This is a genomic window from Ignavibacteriales bacterium (genome assembly GCA_026390575.1).
GTDB lineage: Bacteria > Bacteroidota > Ignavibacteria > UBA10030 > UBA10030 > Fen-1298.
The window spans coordinates 645699-665404 of the sequence record JAPLFR010000016.1; the positions used below are offsets into that span (position 1 = coordinate 645699).

General features: G+C 40.4%; 16 protein-coding genes. 9 read left to right on the forward strand and 7 right to left on the reverse strand.

Annotated features, from left to right (window positions below; all coding sequences use genetic code 11):
• Positions 1-171 precede the first annotated feature (171 nt).
• Positions 172-702: a TIGR03546 family protein gene (locus NTX44_15665; GenBank protein ID MCX6123050.1), complete on the forward strand. Its 531-nt coding sequence runs from the start codon at positions 172-174 to the stop codon at positions 700-702.
• Entirely contained in the window at positions 699-2612 is a 1914-nt protein-coding gene (locus tag NTX44_15670) for a TIGR03545 family protein (protein ID MCX6123051.1), read from the forward strand. The genes NTX44_15665 and NTX44_15670 overlap by 4 nt, the downstream gene beginning before the upstream one ends.
• A gap of 74 nt (positions 2613-2686) precedes the next feature.
• Here the strand turns inward: NTX44_15670 and NTX44_15675 are convergent, their stop codons facing one another.
• From NTX44_15675 to dnaA, 7 genes are all read right to left on the reverse strand, one after another.
• Positions 2687-3226: a VanZ family protein gene (locus NTX44_15675; protein ID MCX6123052.1), complete on the reverse strand. Its 540-nt coding sequence runs from the start codon at positions 3224-3226 to the stop codon at positions 2687-2689.
• 93 nt (positions 3227-3319) lie between these two features.
• The gene (gene gyrA / locus NTX44_15680; GenBank protein MCX6123053.1) at positions 3320-5947 is read right to left on the reverse strand and encodes a DNA gyrase subunit A; all 2628 of its coding nucleotides are present in this window, start codon (positions 5945-5947) and stop codon (positions 3320-3322) included.
• 39 nt (positions 5948-5986) lie between these two features.
• A complete protein-coding gene (gyrB, locus tag NTX44_15685; GenBank protein MCX6123054.1) occupies positions 5987-8035 on the reverse strand; it encodes a DNA topoisomerase (ATP-hydrolyzing) subunit B in 2049 nt (682 codons plus the stop codon).
• Between the two features lie 26 nt (positions 8036-8061).
• Positions 8062-8361 (reverse strand): DUF721 domain-containing protein, encoded by a 300-nt coding sequence (locus NTX44_15690; GenBank protein MCX6123055.1) that lies wholly within the window; start codon positions 8359-8361, stop codon positions 8062-8064.
• The gene (gene recF, locus NTX44_15695) at positions 8333-9481 is read right to left on the reverse strand and encodes a DNA replication/repair protein RecF (protein MCX6123056.1); all 1149 of its coding nucleotides are present in this window, start codon (positions 9479-9481) and stop codon (positions 8333-8335) included. The genes NTX44_15690 and recF overlap by 29 nt, the downstream gene beginning before the upstream one ends.
• Before the next feature lie 90 nt (positions 9482-9571).
• Positions 9572-10687: a DNA polymerase III subunit beta gene (gene dnaN / locus NTX44_15700; protein MCX6123057.1), complete on the reverse strand. Its 1116-nt coding sequence runs from the start codon at positions 10685-10687 to the stop codon at positions 9572-9574.
• A gap of 340 nt (positions 10688-11027) precedes the next feature.
• Positions 11028-12464, reverse strand: a complete 1437-nt coding sequence (gene dnaA / locus NTX44_15705; protein ID MCX6123058.1) for a chromosomal replication initiator protein DnaA — start codon at positions 12462-12464, stop codon at positions 11028-11030.
• 355 nt (positions 12465-12819) lie between these two features.
• Here dnaA and rpmH point away from each other — a divergent pair, with 355 nt between their 5' ends.
• From rpmH to rsmG, 7 genes are all read left to right on the forward strand, one after another.
• The gene (gene rpmH, locus NTX44_15710) at positions 12820-12966 is read left to right on the forward strand and encodes a 50S ribosomal protein L34 (protein MCX6123059.1); all 147 of its coding nucleotides are present in this window, start codon (positions 12820-12822) and stop codon (positions 12964-12966) included.
• A gap of 32 nt (positions 12967-12998) precedes the next feature.
• Complete coding sequence (gene rnpA / locus NTX44_15715) at positions 12999-13388, forward strand: ribonuclease P protein component (protein ID MCX6123060.1); 390 nt, start codon at positions 12999-13001, stop codon at positions 13386-13388.
• 4 nt (positions 13389-13392) lie between these two features.
• Entirely contained in the window at positions 13393-13608 is a 216-nt protein-coding gene (gene yidD, locus NTX44_15720; GenBank protein MCX6123061.1) for a membrane protein insertion efficiency factor YidD, read from the forward strand.
• 33 nt (positions 13609-13641) lie between these two features.
• Positions 13642-15426, forward strand: a complete 1785-nt coding sequence (gene yidC / locus NTX44_15725) for a membrane protein insertase YidC (GenBank protein MCX6123062.1) — start codon at positions 13642-13644, stop codon at positions 15424-15426.
• Positions 15427-15548: 122 nt separating this feature from the next.
• Complete coding sequence (gene mnmE / locus NTX44_15730; GenBank protein MCX6123063.1) at positions 15549-16940, forward strand: tRNA uridine-5-carboxymethylaminomethyl(34) synthesis GTPase MnmE; 1392 nt, start codon at positions 15549-15551, stop codon at positions 16938-16940.
• 38 nt (positions 16941-16978) lie between these two features.
• On the forward strand, positions 16979-18898 hold the full coding sequence (mnmG, locus tag NTX44_15735) for a tRNA uridine-5-carboxymethylaminomethyl(34) synthesis enzyme MnmG (GenBank protein MCX6123064.1): 1920 nt from the start codon (positions 16979-16981) through the stop codon (positions 18896-18898).
• Positions 18899-18953: 55 nt separating this feature from the next.
• Positions 18954-19676: a 16S rRNA (guanine(527)-N(7))-methyltransferase RsmG gene (gene rsmG, locus NTX44_15740; protein MCX6123065.1), complete on the forward strand. Its 723-nt coding sequence runs from the start codon at positions 18954-18956 to the stop codon at positions 19674-19676.
• The last annotated feature ends 30 nt before the right edge of the window (positions 19677-19706 follow it).

A 19706-nucleotide genomic window follows, 5' to 3' on the forward strand; every position in this document is an offset into this window, starting at 1 on the left:
TCTATTTCAAAGACGGATTCCATCTATATTAATTTTTCAAATGCTTTCGTCCCGCCATTTTTTCAGTAAAAGAATATTGGTTATTTGTAATTTCAATACTTGATAGATACATTCTGAACGGTTATCTTATTGTCGACGTATTAATCAAATAACTGCTCGGAGTTAATTCCTATGTTCTGGCTTAAACTCGTCACAAATTTTATAAAAATCTTGCGAGAGGGGCAGACACCGGCGCAGGTTGCCGGTGGCTTCGCGCTTGGCTCCATTCTCGGTTTATCTCCTATGCTCACACTTCAAGGGTTGGTGGTGTGGCTGATTATACTTGTGTTAGATGTCAATTTATCGGCAGCGACATTCTCACTGGGACTGTTTGCGCTGATCGCATACATCTTCGATCCAATATTTCATCGGTTAGGATATTTCTTGCTTGTAGATATCGACGGCTTGAAGGGATTGTGGACAATACTTTACAATGCGCCCATTGCTCCGCTCACCCGCTTTAACAATACGGTGGTTATTGGAAGTTTTGTTAGTGCCCTCATTTTCTTTACGCCAATTTATTTCGGAATGAAGAAATTCGTCATTGCGTACCGCGCAACCCTCGGAGTTCGGATGCGCAATATGAAAATCTATCAGATTATAGACCGAAGTTCTCTCGTACAATGGTATAAGCGCGTACGGAACCTGGGGGGTGTACTATGAGAAGGAAATTTGTACTTTTTATCCTTATTCCTTTTATCATTTTTTCGATCATTGTTTATTTATTTGTCGATAGCTGGATTACATCTGGACTTGAATATGCTGGTGAAAAAGCTGTCGGTGCAAAAGTAGAAATTGACCGCTTACATGTAACAATCAATCCGATTGGTGTTGAGTTCGCCCGTTTACAGGTTACGAGTCCCGACGATGGTTGGAAGAATGCATTTGAAACCGGCAAAGTAAAATTTGCCTTGAATTTCGGCCAGTTATTACGCGGCAAGTACATCATCGAAACCATGGAAGTGAACAATCTTATCCTTGGCACTCAACGCGCAACGGATGGTTCCATTCCTAAACCAAAAGAAAATATTTCGACATCTCAACAGTTACAATTTGATTCGACGGGGAAACCCATTGCAATCCTTCCTCCGCTCACGGAACAAGCAAAGTCGTCTCTGAACCCTGGGGGTTCAAAAACATCACCATCATTTGATATTGACAAGATCAAGCGCGAATTAAAAATCGACAGCTTGTTGAATCCTAACAACCTCGCTACATACCGCCACATCGACACACTTAAAAAACAAATCAACGATGCAAGCACGCAATGGCAGGCTACTTTAAATGATATGGATAAATCAAAAGCGAAACTTGCAGAGATTGAATCCAAAGCAAAATCAATTGATGTGGGAGCAATTAAGGATATACAGTCGGCAAGCGATGCTTTAAATAACACAAAAAATATTCTTAATAATGCTAACGAGGTAAAAACTTCTTTTAATAATCAAAAGACTGTATTGACTGATGGTGTTAATAAGTTCAACGGTTCTATGAAAGATTTGGACGATCTTGCGACACAGGATTTTCGAAATGTTGTAAGCATGGCGCATCTGCCGGATGTTTCAATGAAGGGTATTGCAGAGATGGTCATGGGAAAAGATCTTTTAAATAAAGCATATAAATATCTCGGCTATGTTGAGCTTGCAAGAACAAAAATACAAAACTCTTCTGATAAACCGCAAATTGAAACGCCCAAGCGATTAAAGGGACAAAACATTCCATTCCCTGTCGAACGCGCTTACCCAAAATTCTGGATCAAGAAAATTCTTATTTCCGGCGGCACGGACAAAGCGAATGACCCACAGTACTTCTATGCCAAAGGACAAGTACTCAACATCAGCAACGACCAGCGTATTACCGGTTTACCGCTCACTGTTGATTTGATGGCAACCAAAGGTGGAACAACAACTCTTTCTCTTGACGCATTTTTCGATCGCCGCAAGGAGATTGCTGTAGACAATTATAAAGCACGGCTTTCCGGCTTAGCAGTTACAGAAATGTCTTTAGGACAGTCAGATTTTCTGCCTGCGAAAGTGTCAAATGCAGTTGCTGATGCTTCTATTGTTGTCGATGTGCCGGGTAATCATTTTGATTCAAACACAAAGATTGTATTTAAAAATATGAACTTAGCGTTTGAGCGCGATCCCAATGGAATGGTTGAACGTATTGTGCACGATGTGCTTTCTTCTATTAAGGGCTTTAATGTCAATTTAAGAATGTGGCGAAATGAAGATAAGTTTGATGTCGCATTTACAACCGACCTTGACGATCAACTGACATCGCGCACGAAGCAAGTCATTGGAGACGAAGTAGCGAAAATTCAGAATGATCTCCGCAACAAACTGAATGCAAAAATTGCGGAAAAACGCCAAGAGGTAGAAAAACTGTTAGCTGAAAAGAAAGATATGGTAACAAACCGCCTGAAAGATTACGAGAACCAGTTCAATGACAAGCTTGCAGTGGTAGAGGCAAAGAAAAAAGATATCGAAAATCGCATCGATCAAGAGAAGAAAAAGCAAGCGGACGATATAACCAAGAAAGCAAAAGGTGCGTTAAAAGGATTGTTTAAGTAAATGTGAAATCTATTCCATTTCTCCTTTTAGCTTACCTCTCAAATTATATGTAGTATGAGAAGCGGCACGGTTTTTTATTGTCGATGACGCCGGTATATCAAAACACTCGCGCATTGAGCAAGAAATCCTCCTAGTATATCGATACCAACATCGGCGAAAGAGGCTGTTCTCGTATAGACAAATGATTGGTGTAGCTCGTCGCTGGCAGCTATCATCACAACGACGAAGAAGGAAGAAAACGCCCAAAGCCATTCCCTCTGCTTGTCGGAGCCATTTCTAAAAGCTCGAAAAAGTAAAAGTCCTGAAATAAAGTATTCGGTAACGTGTGCCAGTTTCCGTATGATGAAATGAACAACAATTATTTCTTTCTGGGAAATGGACGGCGAAAAAAAACGCAGCAGCGGTACGAAGAACAGGTAAGTATTGTGTGCAGAAAATATTCCTGTTGACATCCAAAAGATAAAACCTATCCATAGAAAAGCCGGAAACCAATATTGAACTTTTTTCCTGAAACTTATTTTACTCTCAGTTGAAATAATATTCTCCTCTGATTTAATATTACAAACAGATTTATCCGGATCGTAAAGATACGAACGGTAGAGAAAAACACACAACAAAAAATAATGCAGAATTATTACCGGCGTTCAACATTAAGAACCGAATTTTTACGATAACGGTATTTCCTGGTTATACTTATTTTCTTCGGTTTACTTTTTCTTTTTTTTGGATAGTTTCTTTACTGGTTTCGTTGGCGAAGCTGGTTTTTTCTTTTCGTTTTTATCGGATTTTGGTGTAACGATGTTCTCTTGTTTCAATTCATCTCTTCCACCGATTAATGGTTTATCCGGTGTTGATGATTTAATATTAGCGCCATTTTTTTCTTTCTCGGCAAGTTGTTTCTCTTCTTCTTCCTCGGCAACAACAGCAGCTACGTCTGCAACCGAATCACCTTCTTTTAGTCGTATAAGGTGTACGCCTTGCGTGTTGCGCCCTGCCACTCGAATATCCGCTGCATGCTGACGAATAACCATACCATCGCTTGTAACGATCACAACATCGTCCGTATCGACAACTTCTTTAATCGCCACCATCTTTCCGGTTTTTTCAGATGCCTTCACGGTAAAAATACCTTTACCGCCCCGGTGGCTAATGCGATACTCGTCTTCTTCACTGCGTTTGCCGAAACCTTTCTGTGTTGCAACAAGAATAGTTGTGCCTTTGCGCCGCAGATTCACCGCTCCAACAACCTTGTCTCCTTTGCCAAGCCGGATACCGCGTACACCTGCCGCCGAACGGCCCATGGGTCGAATTTCATCTTCGTGAAAACGAATGGCCAGTCCGTTTTGCGTTCCGATGACAATATCCTGCGTTGCATCGGTGAGCTTTACATCGGTGAGTTGATCGCCTTTTTTCAAGTTTGCCGCAACAATACCGTTGCGTCGAGGATTGCTAAATTCTGATAGAACAACTTTTTTCACTAACCCCAACTCTGTGAACATAAAAACAAAATGTGTATCGTCAAACTCTTTAACCGCGATGAATGAGGCAATCTTTTCGTCCGGATCTTTGTCGATAACATTGTTAATCGATTTCCCTTTTGCGGTTCTTCCGCCTTCGGGAATCTCGAACACTTTCAGCCAATAACATCGTCCTTTATCGGTGAAGATAAGCACATAATCATGAGTGCTGGCGATAAACATATGAGCAACAAAATCGTCTTCACGTGTTGCGGCTCCGGTAACGCCCTTGCCGCCGCGTGATTGCCGTCGATAACCTGATACGGGGAACCGCTTGATGAAGCCGCTGTGGCTAATCGTCACAACAACTTCTTCTTCGGCAATCATGTCTTCAATGCTAAATTCTTCCGCCTTATAAACAATCTCGGTTCTGCGGTCATCGCCGTACTTCTCTTTCATTGCAACCAGCTCTTCTTCTATTATTTTCATCTGGAGCTGTTTATTCTTCAAAATTGATTTTAGTCTTTCGATAAGTTTAATTGTCTCGCGGTATTCATCCTCCACTTTTTTACGTTCAAGACCGGTTAACCGCTGCAGGCGCATGTCGAGAATCGCTTTTGCTTGAATCTCAGACAGCTTAAATTTTTTCATCAAACCCAGCTTGGCGCTTTCGACATCTTTCGATTTCTTGATGAGTGCGATCACTGCATCTATGTTGTCGAGCGCGATGATGTACCCTTCAAGAATATGTGCACGTTTTTCGGCCTCATCCAAATCAAACTTTGTACGCCGTACTATGACTTCATTGCGATGCTCGATGAAGTGCTGTATGAATTCGCGCAGCTGAAGCACCTTTGGACGGCCGTCCACCAGGGCGAGCATAATAACGCCGAATGTTGTTTGCATCGGTGTGTGCTTGTAAAGATTGTTGAGCACGACTTCGGCATTCGCCTCACGTTTCAAATCAACAACAACGCGCAACCCGTCGCGATCGGATTCATCTCGAACATCAGAAATGTCTTCTAATTTTTTTTCTGTGACGAGATCTGCGATCTTGACAATAAGCGATGCTTTGTTCACTTGATATGGCAGCTCTGTGATAATAATTCGCTGACGTTCACCCTTACCCGTTTCAATGCTGGCGCGGGCGCGGACAACAACCTTGCCGCGTCCTGTTGTGTACGCATCTTTCACACCTCCATACCCGTAGATAATTCCACCTGTTGGAAAATCCGGCGCAAGAATATGTTTCATCAGCTTTTCATTGCTGATATTCGAATCCTTAATATAGGCGACACAGCCGTCAATCACTTCACGCAAATTATGCGGAGGAATATTGGTTGCCATGCCAACTGCAATGCCGCTGGTGCCATTACATAAGAGATTGGGAATAAGCGATGGCATCACCGTTGGTTCTTCGAGCGTGTCATCAAAGTTTGGCGCAAAGTTCACAGTATTCTTTTCGAGATCCTTAAGCATCTCTTCTGCGATTTTAGTAAGGCGCGCTTCTGTATAGCGCATTGCCGCAGGCGAATCACCATCAACCGAGCCGAAGTTTCCTTGCCCATCTACAAGCATGTAGCGCATTGAAAAATCCTGCGCCATGCGCACCATTGTTTCGTACACAGCAGAATCGCCATGCGGATGATATTTACCGAGAACTTCTCCAACGATACGTGCGCTTTTTTTATATGCACGATTACTTGCCAATCCAAGTCCTTGCATACCGAACAACACACGCCGGTGCACTGGTTTGAGACCATCCCGAACATCTGGTAGGGCGCGCGACACAATAACCGACATCGAATAATCGATGTACGATCCTCTCATTTCATCTTCAATATCAACCGGTATTATTTTTTCGCTTATCGTTGCCATGTCGTTTTAGTTCTCTTTTTCGGTTGTCACTTTTCTTCATTACACATCTAAGTTTCGTACGTACTTTGCATTCTTCTCGATGAACTCGCGGCGCGGCTCCACGTCGTCGCCCATGAGAATAGAAAATGTGCGATCGGCATCTGCTGCGTTTTCAATTGATACCTGGAGGACGGTGCGCGTTTCCGGATTCATGGTGGTGGACCATAGCTGTTCAGGATTCATTTCACCCAGACCTTTGAATCGTGAAATTGCCATGCCCCCTTCTTTAATTATCACACCTTCTTCATTCACAACAAGTTGTTCTTCTTTTTCTTCTTCTTCAATTTTTTCCGCCTTGCCTTTCTTTTCGCTTTTCAAACGCTTAATAATTTCGTCGCGTTCTTCTTCATCAAAAGCATAAAATTCCTGTTTCCCTTTTTTGACCTTATAGAGTGGCGGCTGTGCGATGTAAAGGTGTCCCAGTTCTATAATTTCCTTCATATAGCGGAAGAAAAGTGTTAGCAGAAGCGTCCGAATATGTGAACCGTCCACGTCGGCGTCGCACATGATAATGATCTTACCGTAGCGAATTTTACTTGCATCAAACGTCTCGCCCATGCCGGCACCAATGGCGGTAAAGATAGCGCGTATTTCGTCGTTTTCTAAAATTTTATGTATGCGTGCTTTTTCGACATTCAGAATTTTTCCTTTTAATGGAAGAATTGCTTGGAAGCGCCGGTCGCGCCCTTGCTTAGCGCTGCCTCCGGCAGAATCTCCTTCAACAACATAAAGTTCGCAATGTTCAGGATCGTTGATGGAACAGTCGGCAAGTTTTCCGGGTAACCCTCCACCATCGAATGCGTTTTTGCGCCTTGTCAAATCACGCGCTTTTCTTGCAGCTTCGCGCGCTTCCGCTGCACGCAGGCATTTATCTATAATGCGCTTACCGTCCGGAGAATTTTCTTCCAGCCAATCTGAAAGTGCAGGCCCAAAAATTGATTCAACAATACTTTTTAATTCACTATTGCCCAGTTTTGTCTTTGTTTGGCCTTCAAACTGCGGTTCCGGCACTTTTGCGTTGATAATCGCTGTCAATCCTTCACGGAAATCATCACCCGTCAATTGCACGCCGCCCTCTTTTACAATACCGTTCTTTGACGCATAATTGTTCAGTGTGCGGGTCAGCGCAGTGCGAAATCCAACAAGGTGTGTTCCGCCTTCATGCGTATTGATATTGTTAACGTAGCTGAATAAATTTTCTGTGTATTGATCGTTATATTGGAATGCTATCTCTACTTCAACCGCTCGGCCGTTCTCGTCGTTTGCGCTCCCTTTCGCGTACATCACTTTTTTCATTATGGACGGACGTGTTGAATCGATATATTTCACAAATTCTACAATACCGCCTTTGAAATGAAAACTTTCTTCTTCCTTTGATTTGGATCGGACATCTTTGATGTTGAGGGTGACTTCGGAGTTTAAGAAAGCAAGTTCACGGAGACGCTCAGCAAGTGTTTCAAATTTATATATGCGGTTCTTGAAAATCGTTCCATCTGGCATAAACGTAATCTTCGTGCCGCTTTTTCCACGCACCGCTTTGCCAATTGTTTTCACTGGTGCAACGGGGTCGCCTTTTTTATATTTCTGATAATATGTTTTTTCATCGCGGTACACCTCTACTTCCAGCCACTCGCTCAGCGCGTTTACCACGGAAACGCCTACACCGTGAAGACCACCTGAAACCTTGTACGAATTTTTATCGAATTTTCCTCCAGCATGTAATACCGTCATAACAACTTCAAGTGCCGAACGTTTTTCCTCTTTATGGATATCGGTCGGAATACCGCGACCGTCATCTTCCACGGTAACAGAGCCGTCGTTGTTAATACATACGTCTATGTTCTTGCAGTACCCTCCAAGCGCTTCGTCAATCGAGTTATCCACAACTTCATAGACGAGATGATGAAGGCCGCGTGCACTGACGTCGCCAATGTACATTGCCGGACGTCGACGCACAGCTTCTAACCCTTTAAGTACAGTGATGTCACTGGCGCTGTAGTCGCTTGAACCGTTGCTTTTTGTTGTTTTATTATTTTTTTCTTCTTTCACGTTACTTCCGTTTTAATTTTGTCCATTTATTGAAACTTGATATCTTTCACTACGTTGATTCCAATGACGATATTAAGTTTATCTATAATTTCTTTTTTTCTCAGCGTTAATTCGTTTCTCCATGTGCCTGTTTTTACATGCACATACAGGACGCCTTGCAAAATTCGTGTTGCTGTTGTCATTTGCGCAATGCGTTCTCCAACAACACTTTCCCAATAGACAACAGCATCGTACTCTTGAAGCTTCTTTTGAATTCCTAAACCTTTTACGAGTTCGTCTAATGCAGAACCGATAGGTCTAACGGATGTTCGCAGCGTCTTCGACACGATTAATAGTACCTTGTCTTACAAAGAACTTTCGCGGATTTGAAGTAACAATCGGTATCCAGTTGAGTGCTCTTTCGTCGGTTGACGTCATAAAGACCTGCCCAAGCTCTGCTATCGTTTCTAACAATTTCTGAGATCGACGTCCATCCATCTCGCTAAGAACATCATCAAGCAATAAAATGGGTGTCTCGTTGCATCGATCCTTTAAGTAAAAAAATTCTGCCAGTTTGATCGCAATTAAAAAAGTTTTATGTTGTCCTTGTGACGCAAAATTCCGTGCCTCAAGCTTGTTAATCTTAAAAATAAATTCGTCACGATGAGGTCCAACAAGCGAATGCCCGATGCGGCATTCCTCTTGATTGCGATCTCTAAGCGCCTGATGAAAAGTCGTTTCTATCGCCTCTTTACCATTCCCGGCACATTCAAACGACGGCACATAAGAAATCTCTGGGCTTTCTGCTTTTCCGGCAATGGTTGCGTATGAATCAATCACAATTGTTTGAAAATCTTCAATAAACTCAATGCGTTTCTCTACAATCGCGGTGCCAACATGAACAAGATTTTCGTTCCATGGCTCAATTGCGGTGTTGTTTTCTTTATGCGAAAACAGCATGTCCGACAAAATTTTGTTTCGCTGCTTTAATATCCGCCTATAATCTAAAAGATATTCTAAATATGTTCTGCTCGATTGAGAGATAACAAAATCTACAAATCGTCTTCGGTCCGACGGAGAACCAATTGTAATAGAGCTCTGCTCTGGTGAAAGAATTACCATGGGAAACTGGCCAAGGAGAGATGACGCTTTATCAACTTTTGCTTTATTCACAGTAATTGTTTTTTGATTTTGTAGTTTATCAAACACTACCCGTGCTTCATAAAATATATTACCGTCAGAAAGAAAACCCCCCGTGACAACAAACCCGTTCTTCTGAACATTCATGACAATTGTATCGTTTGCTGCATAAAAACTTTTTGAGAGGCAAAGATAAGAAATACCTTCAAGTATATTTGTCTTCCCCTCACCATTGTCCCCTAAAAAAAGATTTACACCCGAGGAACAATCAACAATGGTTTGTTCATGGTTACGAAACGTTTCGAGTGCTAGCCGCTGTAATTTCAATCCAAGGTTACCTTGCTTACAACACGATAGCCCCAGTTCCTCTTCAGAATGGGGCTATCAACGATAACACCAACACCTTGTGATGTCGTATTAGACATTGAGGCGCATGGGCATAACCAACATCAAGACATCTTCGTTTTCTTTTATGGTTGCCGGCGTTATAATTGCCGCCTTGACAGAACTGCTGAAACTAAACACAACTTCATCAGAATCAATATGAGAAAGAATATCAACAAGATATGTGGCATTAAAACCAATTTCTAAATCATCTGCGCTGTATACACATGTGATATGCTCACGTGCTTCACCACCAAAATCAATATCTTCTGCAGCAATTTTTAATTCGTTCTTTCTCATTGAAAATCGAACTTGGTGTGTTGTGTTGCTTGAGTAAAGAGAGACTCTTCGTACCGATGCCAATAACATATTTCTATTCACAGACAATTTTTTTTCGTTGTCAAGCGGTATTACACTTTCATAATTAGGATAACTTTCTTCAATTAATCGTGAAGTAAGTGTAAAGTTTTTAAATGAAAACTTAATGTGTGTCGTGTTAACCGAAAGAGTATTAGAGCCGCTTTCAATAGCTTTTGACACTAAAATAAGTGCTTTTGCCGGCACAATAATATCTTTATGCGGTTTTGCTTGGTTGATATTTGAATAGACAACACGAACGAGACGGTGTCCGTCTGTTGCTACGGCGTTCATTACATTGTTTTTGAATTGGAGAAGCAACCCGGTCATGGAAGGACGTAATTCATCTGTGCTGACAGAGAAAATAGTTTTTGAAATCATAGATCCTATTAAAGACCCTTCAAACACAATTTCGCTTTCACCTTTAAATTCAGGGACAGCTGGATAATCTTGACTTATTTCACCTATAAGATTGTATTCTCCGTTATCGGTAATCATACGAATTTTGTTTGTTGTTGTGTCTGCATGAAAATTCAGTTGTGTCTCTGGTAAAGCTCTTAACGTATCCATAACCCTTTTAGCTGGTACAGCGATAGATCCATCTTCATTTCCCTTTACATCTAAAGTTGCCGACATAGAAATTTCTAAATCTGTAGCAATAAGTTTAAGGGAATTAGCTGATAGAGAAAAAAGAATATTCTCTAATATTGGAAGTGTTGATTTAGATGGAACAACACCACTGATTTTCATCAGTGCTTTTTGGAGTTCACTGCTTTCAACTGTAAATTTCATTACGAAAACTCCTATAATACTTAAACTTCAGGTTTGTGTGAATTTACCTATTTTTTAGGCAATACACAATATAACTCAGTGTATATAATTAATATATTTTAAAGAAATAATAATACTTATAATAAGAATGTGGATACTGTGTATAAACAAATAATTCATACTATAACAACATAAGGAGAACGCAATACACATATAAGATAGTGTGTATATAATGTTTAAATAAAACGATTTGTAAACAGTTTATTTATAAAGGAGTAAAAATCTAAAATTAAAAAAATTTATTCACACAACAGGAACAATAATAAACACGTTATCAACAAGTGTATAACTCGTAACGACATTACCTATTAAGTTCGATAGTTCTACGTATTTGATCGATATGTTGTTTATGTTTATTGTCTGTTTTTAAGAAGTCCTCCACAGCTTGGCATGCATGAATAACAGTACTATGGTCCCTTCCACCAAAGTGCATACCTATTGTTTTGAGTGAAGAATTCGTCATGTCTTTTGCGATATACATTGCAATCTGCCGAGCGACAACGATTTCTTGTCTTCTTGTTTTAGCGCGAAGAAGATCAACAGGAATATTAAAATATTCGCAAACAACATTTTGTATTTGCTCAATAGTAAGAGGTGTGTGAATATCGTTAACAACAACTCGCAATACGTCTTTCGCAAGGTCTATGCCAATTTCACGGTTTTCTAGGGAAGCTCTTGCAAGGAGGCTAATAAGGCATCCCTCAAGTTCACGAATATTTTTTGTGACATTTGCAGCAATAAAATCGATAACATTTGTTGGCAACTCTAAAGAGTTCTCTTCGCTCTTCTTTTGAAGAATAGCTATGCGTGTTTCGAGATCGGGAGGTTGAAGATCTGCGGTAAGTCCGCATTGAAAACGAGAAATCAAACGTTCATCCAACCCGTGTAGTTCTTTCGGTGGAACATCAGAAGAAAGAACAATTTGTTTACCAAGCTGGTAGAGTGTGTTAAAGGTGTGAAAAAAATTGTCCTGGGTTTTTTCTTTTCCAGCAAAAAACTGAATATCGTCAACAATCAATAAATCCATACTTCTATAAAACGAAGAAAACTCGGTAACCTTATCCCCCTGCACAGATTCGATAAAGTCGACAGTAAATTTTTCGCTTGATATATACGCAATTCGTTTTGCTTTGCCGTTGACTGCCGCGTGGTTTCCAAGAGCGTGCATCAAATGTGTTTTTCCAAGTCCAGTACCGCCATAAAATACTAGAGGATTAAACGAAGTACCACCAGGATTGTTCGCAACAGCCATTGCTGCAGCACGGGCAAGCTGATTGCAGTCACCCTTAATAAAGTTGTCGAATAAATAGCGGGGATTTAAATTATTACGAATTGATTGTAAGTTTTCTGTACGAAAAGGTACATGAGGAGCAAACGGTGTACGTGCTGGATCGTTTGTTAGCAAGACCGTCTCGTGTTCGGGTTGTGCCGGCTGGATTGAAGCGGGTTCTTCAGAAGCAACAAAGTAATATAGTTTTCCGGATTCCCCAATAACGCTTGTGATTGTATTTCGAATCAGTGTATTGTAATGTTCTTCTAACCAATCATAAAAAAATTGACTGGGGACTTGAACCGTTAAATCTTTTTCATTCAGACGAATTGGGATAATGGGCTGAAACCAAGTTTTATAGCTCAACGAAGAAACCTGATCTTTGATAATCGATAGGCATCGTTCCCATGTTTGGTTTGCAAGGACCTGATCGTCAGAAATTTGGCCGGCTTGAGCGGGCAGCAACATAGCACTCTCCATCTAAACAACAAACAACTTATTCACATTTATATACACAGACTAAAAGTGGAGCAAAAAACAATACCGTTATCTCAATAGAACAAGATATCACCGACAAGCAAGCACACAAATATCTACCGGCCGTTGGTTTTCCACAAGTTATCAACACCAGTGTTTAGCTTAGCAATCGAACTTTATTATAGCACCAATGGTGGAAGCATGCAAGAGGAATTTTTACAATAGGGAAAATATTTTTGATAGCAATGCAAAAAGATCATCCAACATGTTTTCTTGTTTGTACACCAATATTTTCGTAAGTTAATTAAACTAAAAACAAAAGGCACACAAGAAAGAGTCCATTACAATGAAGAGAACGTATCAGCCACATAAGCGAAAAAGAAAAAATACACATGGATTTCGCGCGCGGATGTCGACAAAAAATGGTCGAAAAGTAATTAACCGACGACGGGCCGCAGGCAGAAAAAAACTTTCTGTGAGTAGCGAAAAATAAAAGAACAAACCTGCCGGAAAGACGAGGCGTGTATGCCTCATTTACAGCCATCAATTGAAACTCTAAGTGGGTTTGGATCGTTTACTAGAGTAATCACTCGTGGTAAAAAATACGAAAGTAAGCCAATAAAAGCTTTTGTGTGTACGTCTCTATCGGAGCAAACGTCATTACGAGTCGGTTTTGCAGTGTCAAGAGGGATACGGAAAGCAGCCCACCGCAATTTGTTTAAAAGATGGATGAAAGAAGCGTTTCGAACTAAAAGGGAGGAGTTTTTCGGACATATCGAGCCTGAAACACTGCTAGAAATTGTCTTTTTGTATAACGGCGATATGAAAACCTTACCGAAAAAGTGCCGATTTTCATATATAAATAATGCACTTGCTGAACTTTCCTCAACAATAAATTTTGTTTGCCCCAGATAAAAACATGAAGCAAGCGTTTATTCTAATAATTCGACTGTATCAACGCTTTATTTCAGGGCTGCTCCCATTTAACCACTGTCGTTTTTATCCTTCTTGTTCAAACTATTCTCTAGAGGCAATTGAAACACATGGTTTTATGAGCGGATTTTGGCTTACCATTAAAAGAATTTCAAAGTGTCATCCGTTTAGCACCTCAAACGGATATGACCCAGTTCCTTAATTATTCACAAGAAGCTTTGAGGTAAAAATTCTTATGGATCGACAATCAACAATTGGTTTTATTTTGATTTTCGTTGTTCTCGTTGTGTGGATGTGGCTTAATTCGCCTGTACAGAAACAGAAGCCAGTGGAGCAAACCGCAAAAATGGGACAAGCGAAAGATACGGTTAAGGCCCTCAATCGGCAGAAACCGCCAGAGCCAAAAGAAACGCAAGAAACGAATCCGTACGGAAAGTTCTTTTCCGAGCGCGCGAAAGGAATAGAAAAAATTATTTCCATAGAGACTGATTTATACTCAGCGGAGGTTTCGACAAAAGGCGGGGTAATTAAGAAGTGGGAGCTTAAAAAATTTAAGACTTGGGATGGACATCCGGTCCAACTTGTTGATTATACGAAAAACGGAGATTTTGCAGTTCTCTTTACAACATCTGATGGGCGAGTGATTAACACGAAAGATCTTTATTTTGACGTACAGGCACCTCGGAACAACGTCAAGGTTGAAGGAAATTTTGAATTTGAAGTAATATTTACTCTTCCCGCCTCCAACGGTGGACAGCTTGTGAAGAAGATGAAATTTCGCAATGAAGAGTATGGTTTCGAAACTGAAATACAATTGCTTAATCTAAGCTCTGTAGTTGCAAATTACCAGTATGAAGTTGCCTGGGAACAAGGCATCCGGTATGCAGAACAAAATAGCGTTGACGAATCGGGTTTTGCAGCAGCATATGCGTACGCTGGCAAAGAACTCGCAGAAATCGATGCAACAAAAAATGATCAAAAAGAACAAAAAGAATTTTCCGGTGCTATCGATTGGGTTGCAACACGCAACAAATATTTTGCTGTTGCACTTATTCCAACAGAAAATGTAAGCGAAGGTGCGTACTTGGAAGGAACGCGCTCTGCAATGCCGGACAATGGCGAAAAGGAGACGTACGGCATTTCCTTAAAGATGCCATATAAGGGAGGGGCGAGAGAGAACAGTACATTCAAGGTGTTTCTGGGTCCGCTTCAACACAGTGTATTGAAGTCATACGAGAAGGGACTTGAAAACATAATGAGCTTAGGATGGGCATGGTTGATCCGGCCTATTTCCGAATATATCATGCTGCCAATATTCACAGCAATTCATTATGTCGTACCCAACTGGGGATTGGTAATTATTGTTTTTTCTATTCTCATTAAGCTGGCTATGCATCCGCTGTCCAAGAGTCAAATGAAGTCGATGAAGAAAATGCAAAAACTTCAGCCATTAATGGATGAGTTGCGAACAAAATACAAAGATGATCCCCAAAAGATGAATCAGTCAATAATGAATTTATACAAAGAATACGGTGTTAATCCTGCTGGCGGATGTCTACCATTGTTACTGCAAATGCCAATTATGTACGCATTATATGCAGTGTTTCGCGGAGCAATTGAATTGAGACAAGCAAGTTTTGTTGGATGGATACATGATTTATCGATTCCTGATGTAATTTATCGCCTGCCGTTCAAGCTGCCATTCGTGGGTATTCAAGACATCAGCGGCATCGCCGTACTGATGGGTGTCACCATGTTTATTCAAACGAAAATGACAACAAAAGATCCACGGCAAAAAGCAATGGTGTGGATGATGCCAATTATGATGACGTTTTTATTTAACGGTTTTCCGGCAGGATTAAATTTGTATTACACGGTGTTCAACATATTGTCTATTGGTCAACAATTATTAATCAATAAACAGCATGATGACGAGCCGCTTCGAAAAGTTGAACAAAAAAAGAAGCCTCGCGGTGGAATATTTAAATTCACAAAAGATTTACCACGTCTAAAAAAATGATTTAACGAGAATACAAATCGTTATTGAAACGTCCCGTCCATATTACTTGACGGGACGTTTTGTTTTTATAGCATTGTTAAAGGACATGGCTTTTCGTACATTTATTTACGGAGAGAAAAAAAGTGATAGGACGATTAGAAAAGACTATCGCCGCCATTGCAACACCAATAGGTGAAGGAGCAATTTCGGTTATACGCGTCAGCGGTGAATCTGCAATTTATAAAGTTGCTAGTCGATTTAAGGGAAAACAAAACCTCGTAAAAGCAAAAAATCGTACCGCACACTTTGGACGCATTGTCGACAGTCAAAACGCGACTGTTGATGAGGTTATATGTACAATCTTTCGCGCACCTAAATCGTTCACAGGCGAAGACACAGTCGAGGTGAGCTGCCATGGCGGAATTCATGTAACACGCCGAGTGTTGGAATGTATACTGGAAACAGGTATAGACCCTGCAGAACCAGGTGAATTTACTCAACGGGCATTTCTCAATGGCAAATTAGACCTTTCTCAAGCTGAGGCAATTGCCGACATTATTCAGGCTCAATCAGATAAAGCACGACAAACATCATTAGATCAATTAGAAGGCGCCCTTTCAAAACAAATCCATGTAGTGCGAGAACAATTAGTCCAGTCTCTTGGGCTCTTAGAATTAGAATTAGATTTTTCAGAAGAAGGCATTGCACTTGTTGACAAAAAGAAGGTAGAGAATTTATTCAAACTCGGAATACTAGAAATAGATCGACTTATTAAAACATATAAATATGGCAAAGTATGGCGTGAAGGTGTTCGCGTTGCTTTGGTTGGAGTTCCAAATGCTGGTAAATCAAGTTTGCTGAACACACTACTTAAAGAGGATCGAGCCATTGTAACAAATGTTCCCGGTACAACACGAGATTTCATTGAAGAGAAAATGACAATCGAGGGTGTGCTGTTTAGAATGATTGACACAGCGGGACTTCGCGAGACAGAAGATCCAGTTGAAAAAGAAGGTGTACATAGAACATGGAAAGTCATATCAGGATCGGATATAGTAGTCTTAGTCCACGACAGTACAAAAACAATAGCACATGATGAAATGAATTTTCTTGAAATTATTAAAGAAAACAAAAACCATAAAGAGCTCGTGATCGCAAACAATAAAATAGATCTTCAAGATGAAAAAATACCGCTTCAATATATACCGGAAAAAACCCTTGTGGTGGAGACATCGGCTGTGAATAACACTGGCATCGAAAGGCTCAAAGATGCATTATTCAAAAAAGTTCTTAATAAAACACATGCGGAGAGTAAAGAATCTGTAATTATTACCAATGAAAGGCATTATTCTGCGTTATTGAGAGCAAAACAAAGTCTGACTTCTGCTTTGGACTCGCTAAAAAATGGGGAAAGTGAAGAATTTATTGCAGTTGATCTAAGAACAGCGATAGATTCAATCGGAGAAATTATCGGCCTTGTGACTACGGAAGATATACTGAATAATATCTTTTCAAAATTCTGCATTGGTAAATAGTACTTAGTTTCACGTGAAACGAAGATGGAGTACAAACGTTGCCCGGATTAAATTACACAAATTACGATGTTATTATAGCTGGTGGCGGCCATGCTGGAATAGAGGCTAGTTTAGCAGCTGCGCGAATGGGCTGCCAAGTTTTAATGGTAACGATGGAAAAGGTCGCAATTGGCAGGATGTCTTGTAATCCAGCAATTGGTGGGACAGCGAAAGGACATCTTGTCCGGGAAATTGATGCACTCGGCGGAGAAATGGCAAAGATTGCCGATGCAACCGGAATTCACTTTCGTATGCTCAATCTTTCAAAAGGACCTGCGGTTTGGTCGCCACGCTCTCAAAATGATCGTGAACTATACTCCCACGAAGCTCGATATCGTATTGAAGAACAGTCAAATATTCAAGTATTTGAAGGAACGATAAGAGATATTGATGTTGAAGAACAAAACTCACCGAATAGTTCAGTTATTAATGCTGTTATTCTTAACGATGGAACAAGAGTTGGATGTAAGGCTTTTATTCTGTGCGCCGGCACATTTCTCAGGGGACTTATGCACACGGGGATACAAAGTATTATAGGGGGAAGATATGCTGAAAGTTCTGCTGATGGTTTAACAGAAAGCTTAATAAGACGAGGTTTTATTTCCGGAAGACTTAAGACTGGAACACCGCCTCGAATTGATAAGAAAAGCATTGATCTTTCTAAGGTTGAAGAACAGCCTAGCGATATCAATCCACAGCCATTTTCATTTCAAAATTCAAAAATCAAAAATAACCTTGTTCCAATGTTCTTGACCTATACGAACACAGCGACGCACAGTGTTCTTCGTAAAGGATTTGACAGGTCACCACTATTCACCGGAAGAATTAAGGGTGTAGGTCCGCGTTATTGCCCATCGATTGAAGATAAGATTAACCGTTTTGCCGACAGAGATCGTCATCATATCTTTCTTGAACCAGAGGGTTATGATACAAATGTAGTATATGTAAACGGGTATTCAACAAGCCTCCCTGCGGATATTCAGCTTGAGGGACTACACACTATTCCTGGATTGCATAACGTAAAGATGCTGCGCCCCGGATATGCCGTAGAATATGATTATTTCCCACCGCATCAGCTCAATCTTTCGTTAGAAACAAAACTTGTGAGCGGAATGTTTTTTGCGGGACAAATTAACGGAACTTCCGGATATGAAGAAGCAGCTGCGCAGGGTTTGTTGGCTGGAATTAATGCCACGAAGTATATAAGAAAAGAAGATCCGATCATTCTTAAAAGAGCTGAGTCATATATTGGAGTTTTGATTGACGATTTAATAAATAGAGACATTGAAGAACCCTATAGGATGTTTACTTCACGCGCCGAACATCGGCTTGTTCTTCGTCAAGATAACGCAGATCGACGATTGATGGAAATTGGGCATGGGTTAGGATTGATTCCTAACGAAGTAATAACGCGACTGCGAAAGAAGGAAACCCTTATCAATGAAGGCCTGCTGTTCTCCAATCAATTTTCAATGACACCGGAGGATGCAAATCCATTATTAAGAACGGCAAACGCTGGGACTATTCAAGAAAACGAAAAATTGGCAAAACTCCTGAAACGAACAAATGTTCGCTTTTTAGACTTTGCGAAATGTGAATCCATTGTTTCTACGGCTTTCTTTTCGCATCTCCTGTCCGTTTGCGATAATCGATTATACAAAGAGATAGTGGAACAGATAGAGATAGAATTAAAGTACGATGGATATATCAAACGGCAAAAAGAAGAAATAGAAAAATTTAATAGATTCGATTCTCTCCAAATACCTCAAGGAATAGATTATCACAAAGTGAAATCGCTGTCAACGGAGGGGAGAGAAAAATTGATCAAGGTTCAACCTGTTTCCATAGGACAGGCATCAAGAATTAGCGGCGTTACACCGGCCGACATCTCTGTGTTGATGGTGTATCTTAGAAAATAGTTTTATGGTATATTTTTCACGTGGAACAAATGATTGAAATTGGAGTAAAGATATAGTGCAACCTGAAAATAAAATTTGGTTTCGTACACTATGTATTGGGAACGGAGTCACTCCAACGGATTTTCAGATAGAGCAATTAGATCAATATGTAAAATTACTCCTCGATTGGAATAATAAAATTAACCTGATCTCTAGAAAAGACGAAGAAAATGTTTGGACTTATCATATTCTCCATAGTGTGTCGCCATTATTTAAGTTAAAAATCGCGGAAGGAAGTAGAATTGTTGATATTGGAACCGGAGGCGGATTGCCCGGCATTCCGTTAAAAATTTTACGGCCGGACATTTCTTTACTTTGTCTTGATGCAACAAGGAAAAAGGCAAACGCTGTTACGCACATGGTCGACAAATTGAAGCTTAAGAACGTCAATGTCGTGTGGGGGAGAGCCGAAGAAATTGGAATGCAACCCGAGTATTTGCAAAAATTTGATTTTGCAATTGCAAGAGCGGTTTGTCAATTAAACGAATTAATTGCTTTTTCCATAAACTTTCTTAATAAAGGAAATCAGTCTCGTTCACTTGAAAATATAATAAAAAGTGATCTCATAGATCCAAATCCACCGGCACTCATTGCATTCAAAGGTGGTGACTTGACACAGGAGATCGATCTGGCAAAGAGAAGACATCATCACGTGAATATCAGTGTGATTGATCTTACCTTTACTGGATCGGAACAGCTTATTGCTTCAGATAAAAAAATATTGGTAGTTCATGCATGAAATTTTCAATTAATAGAAAGACACACAACA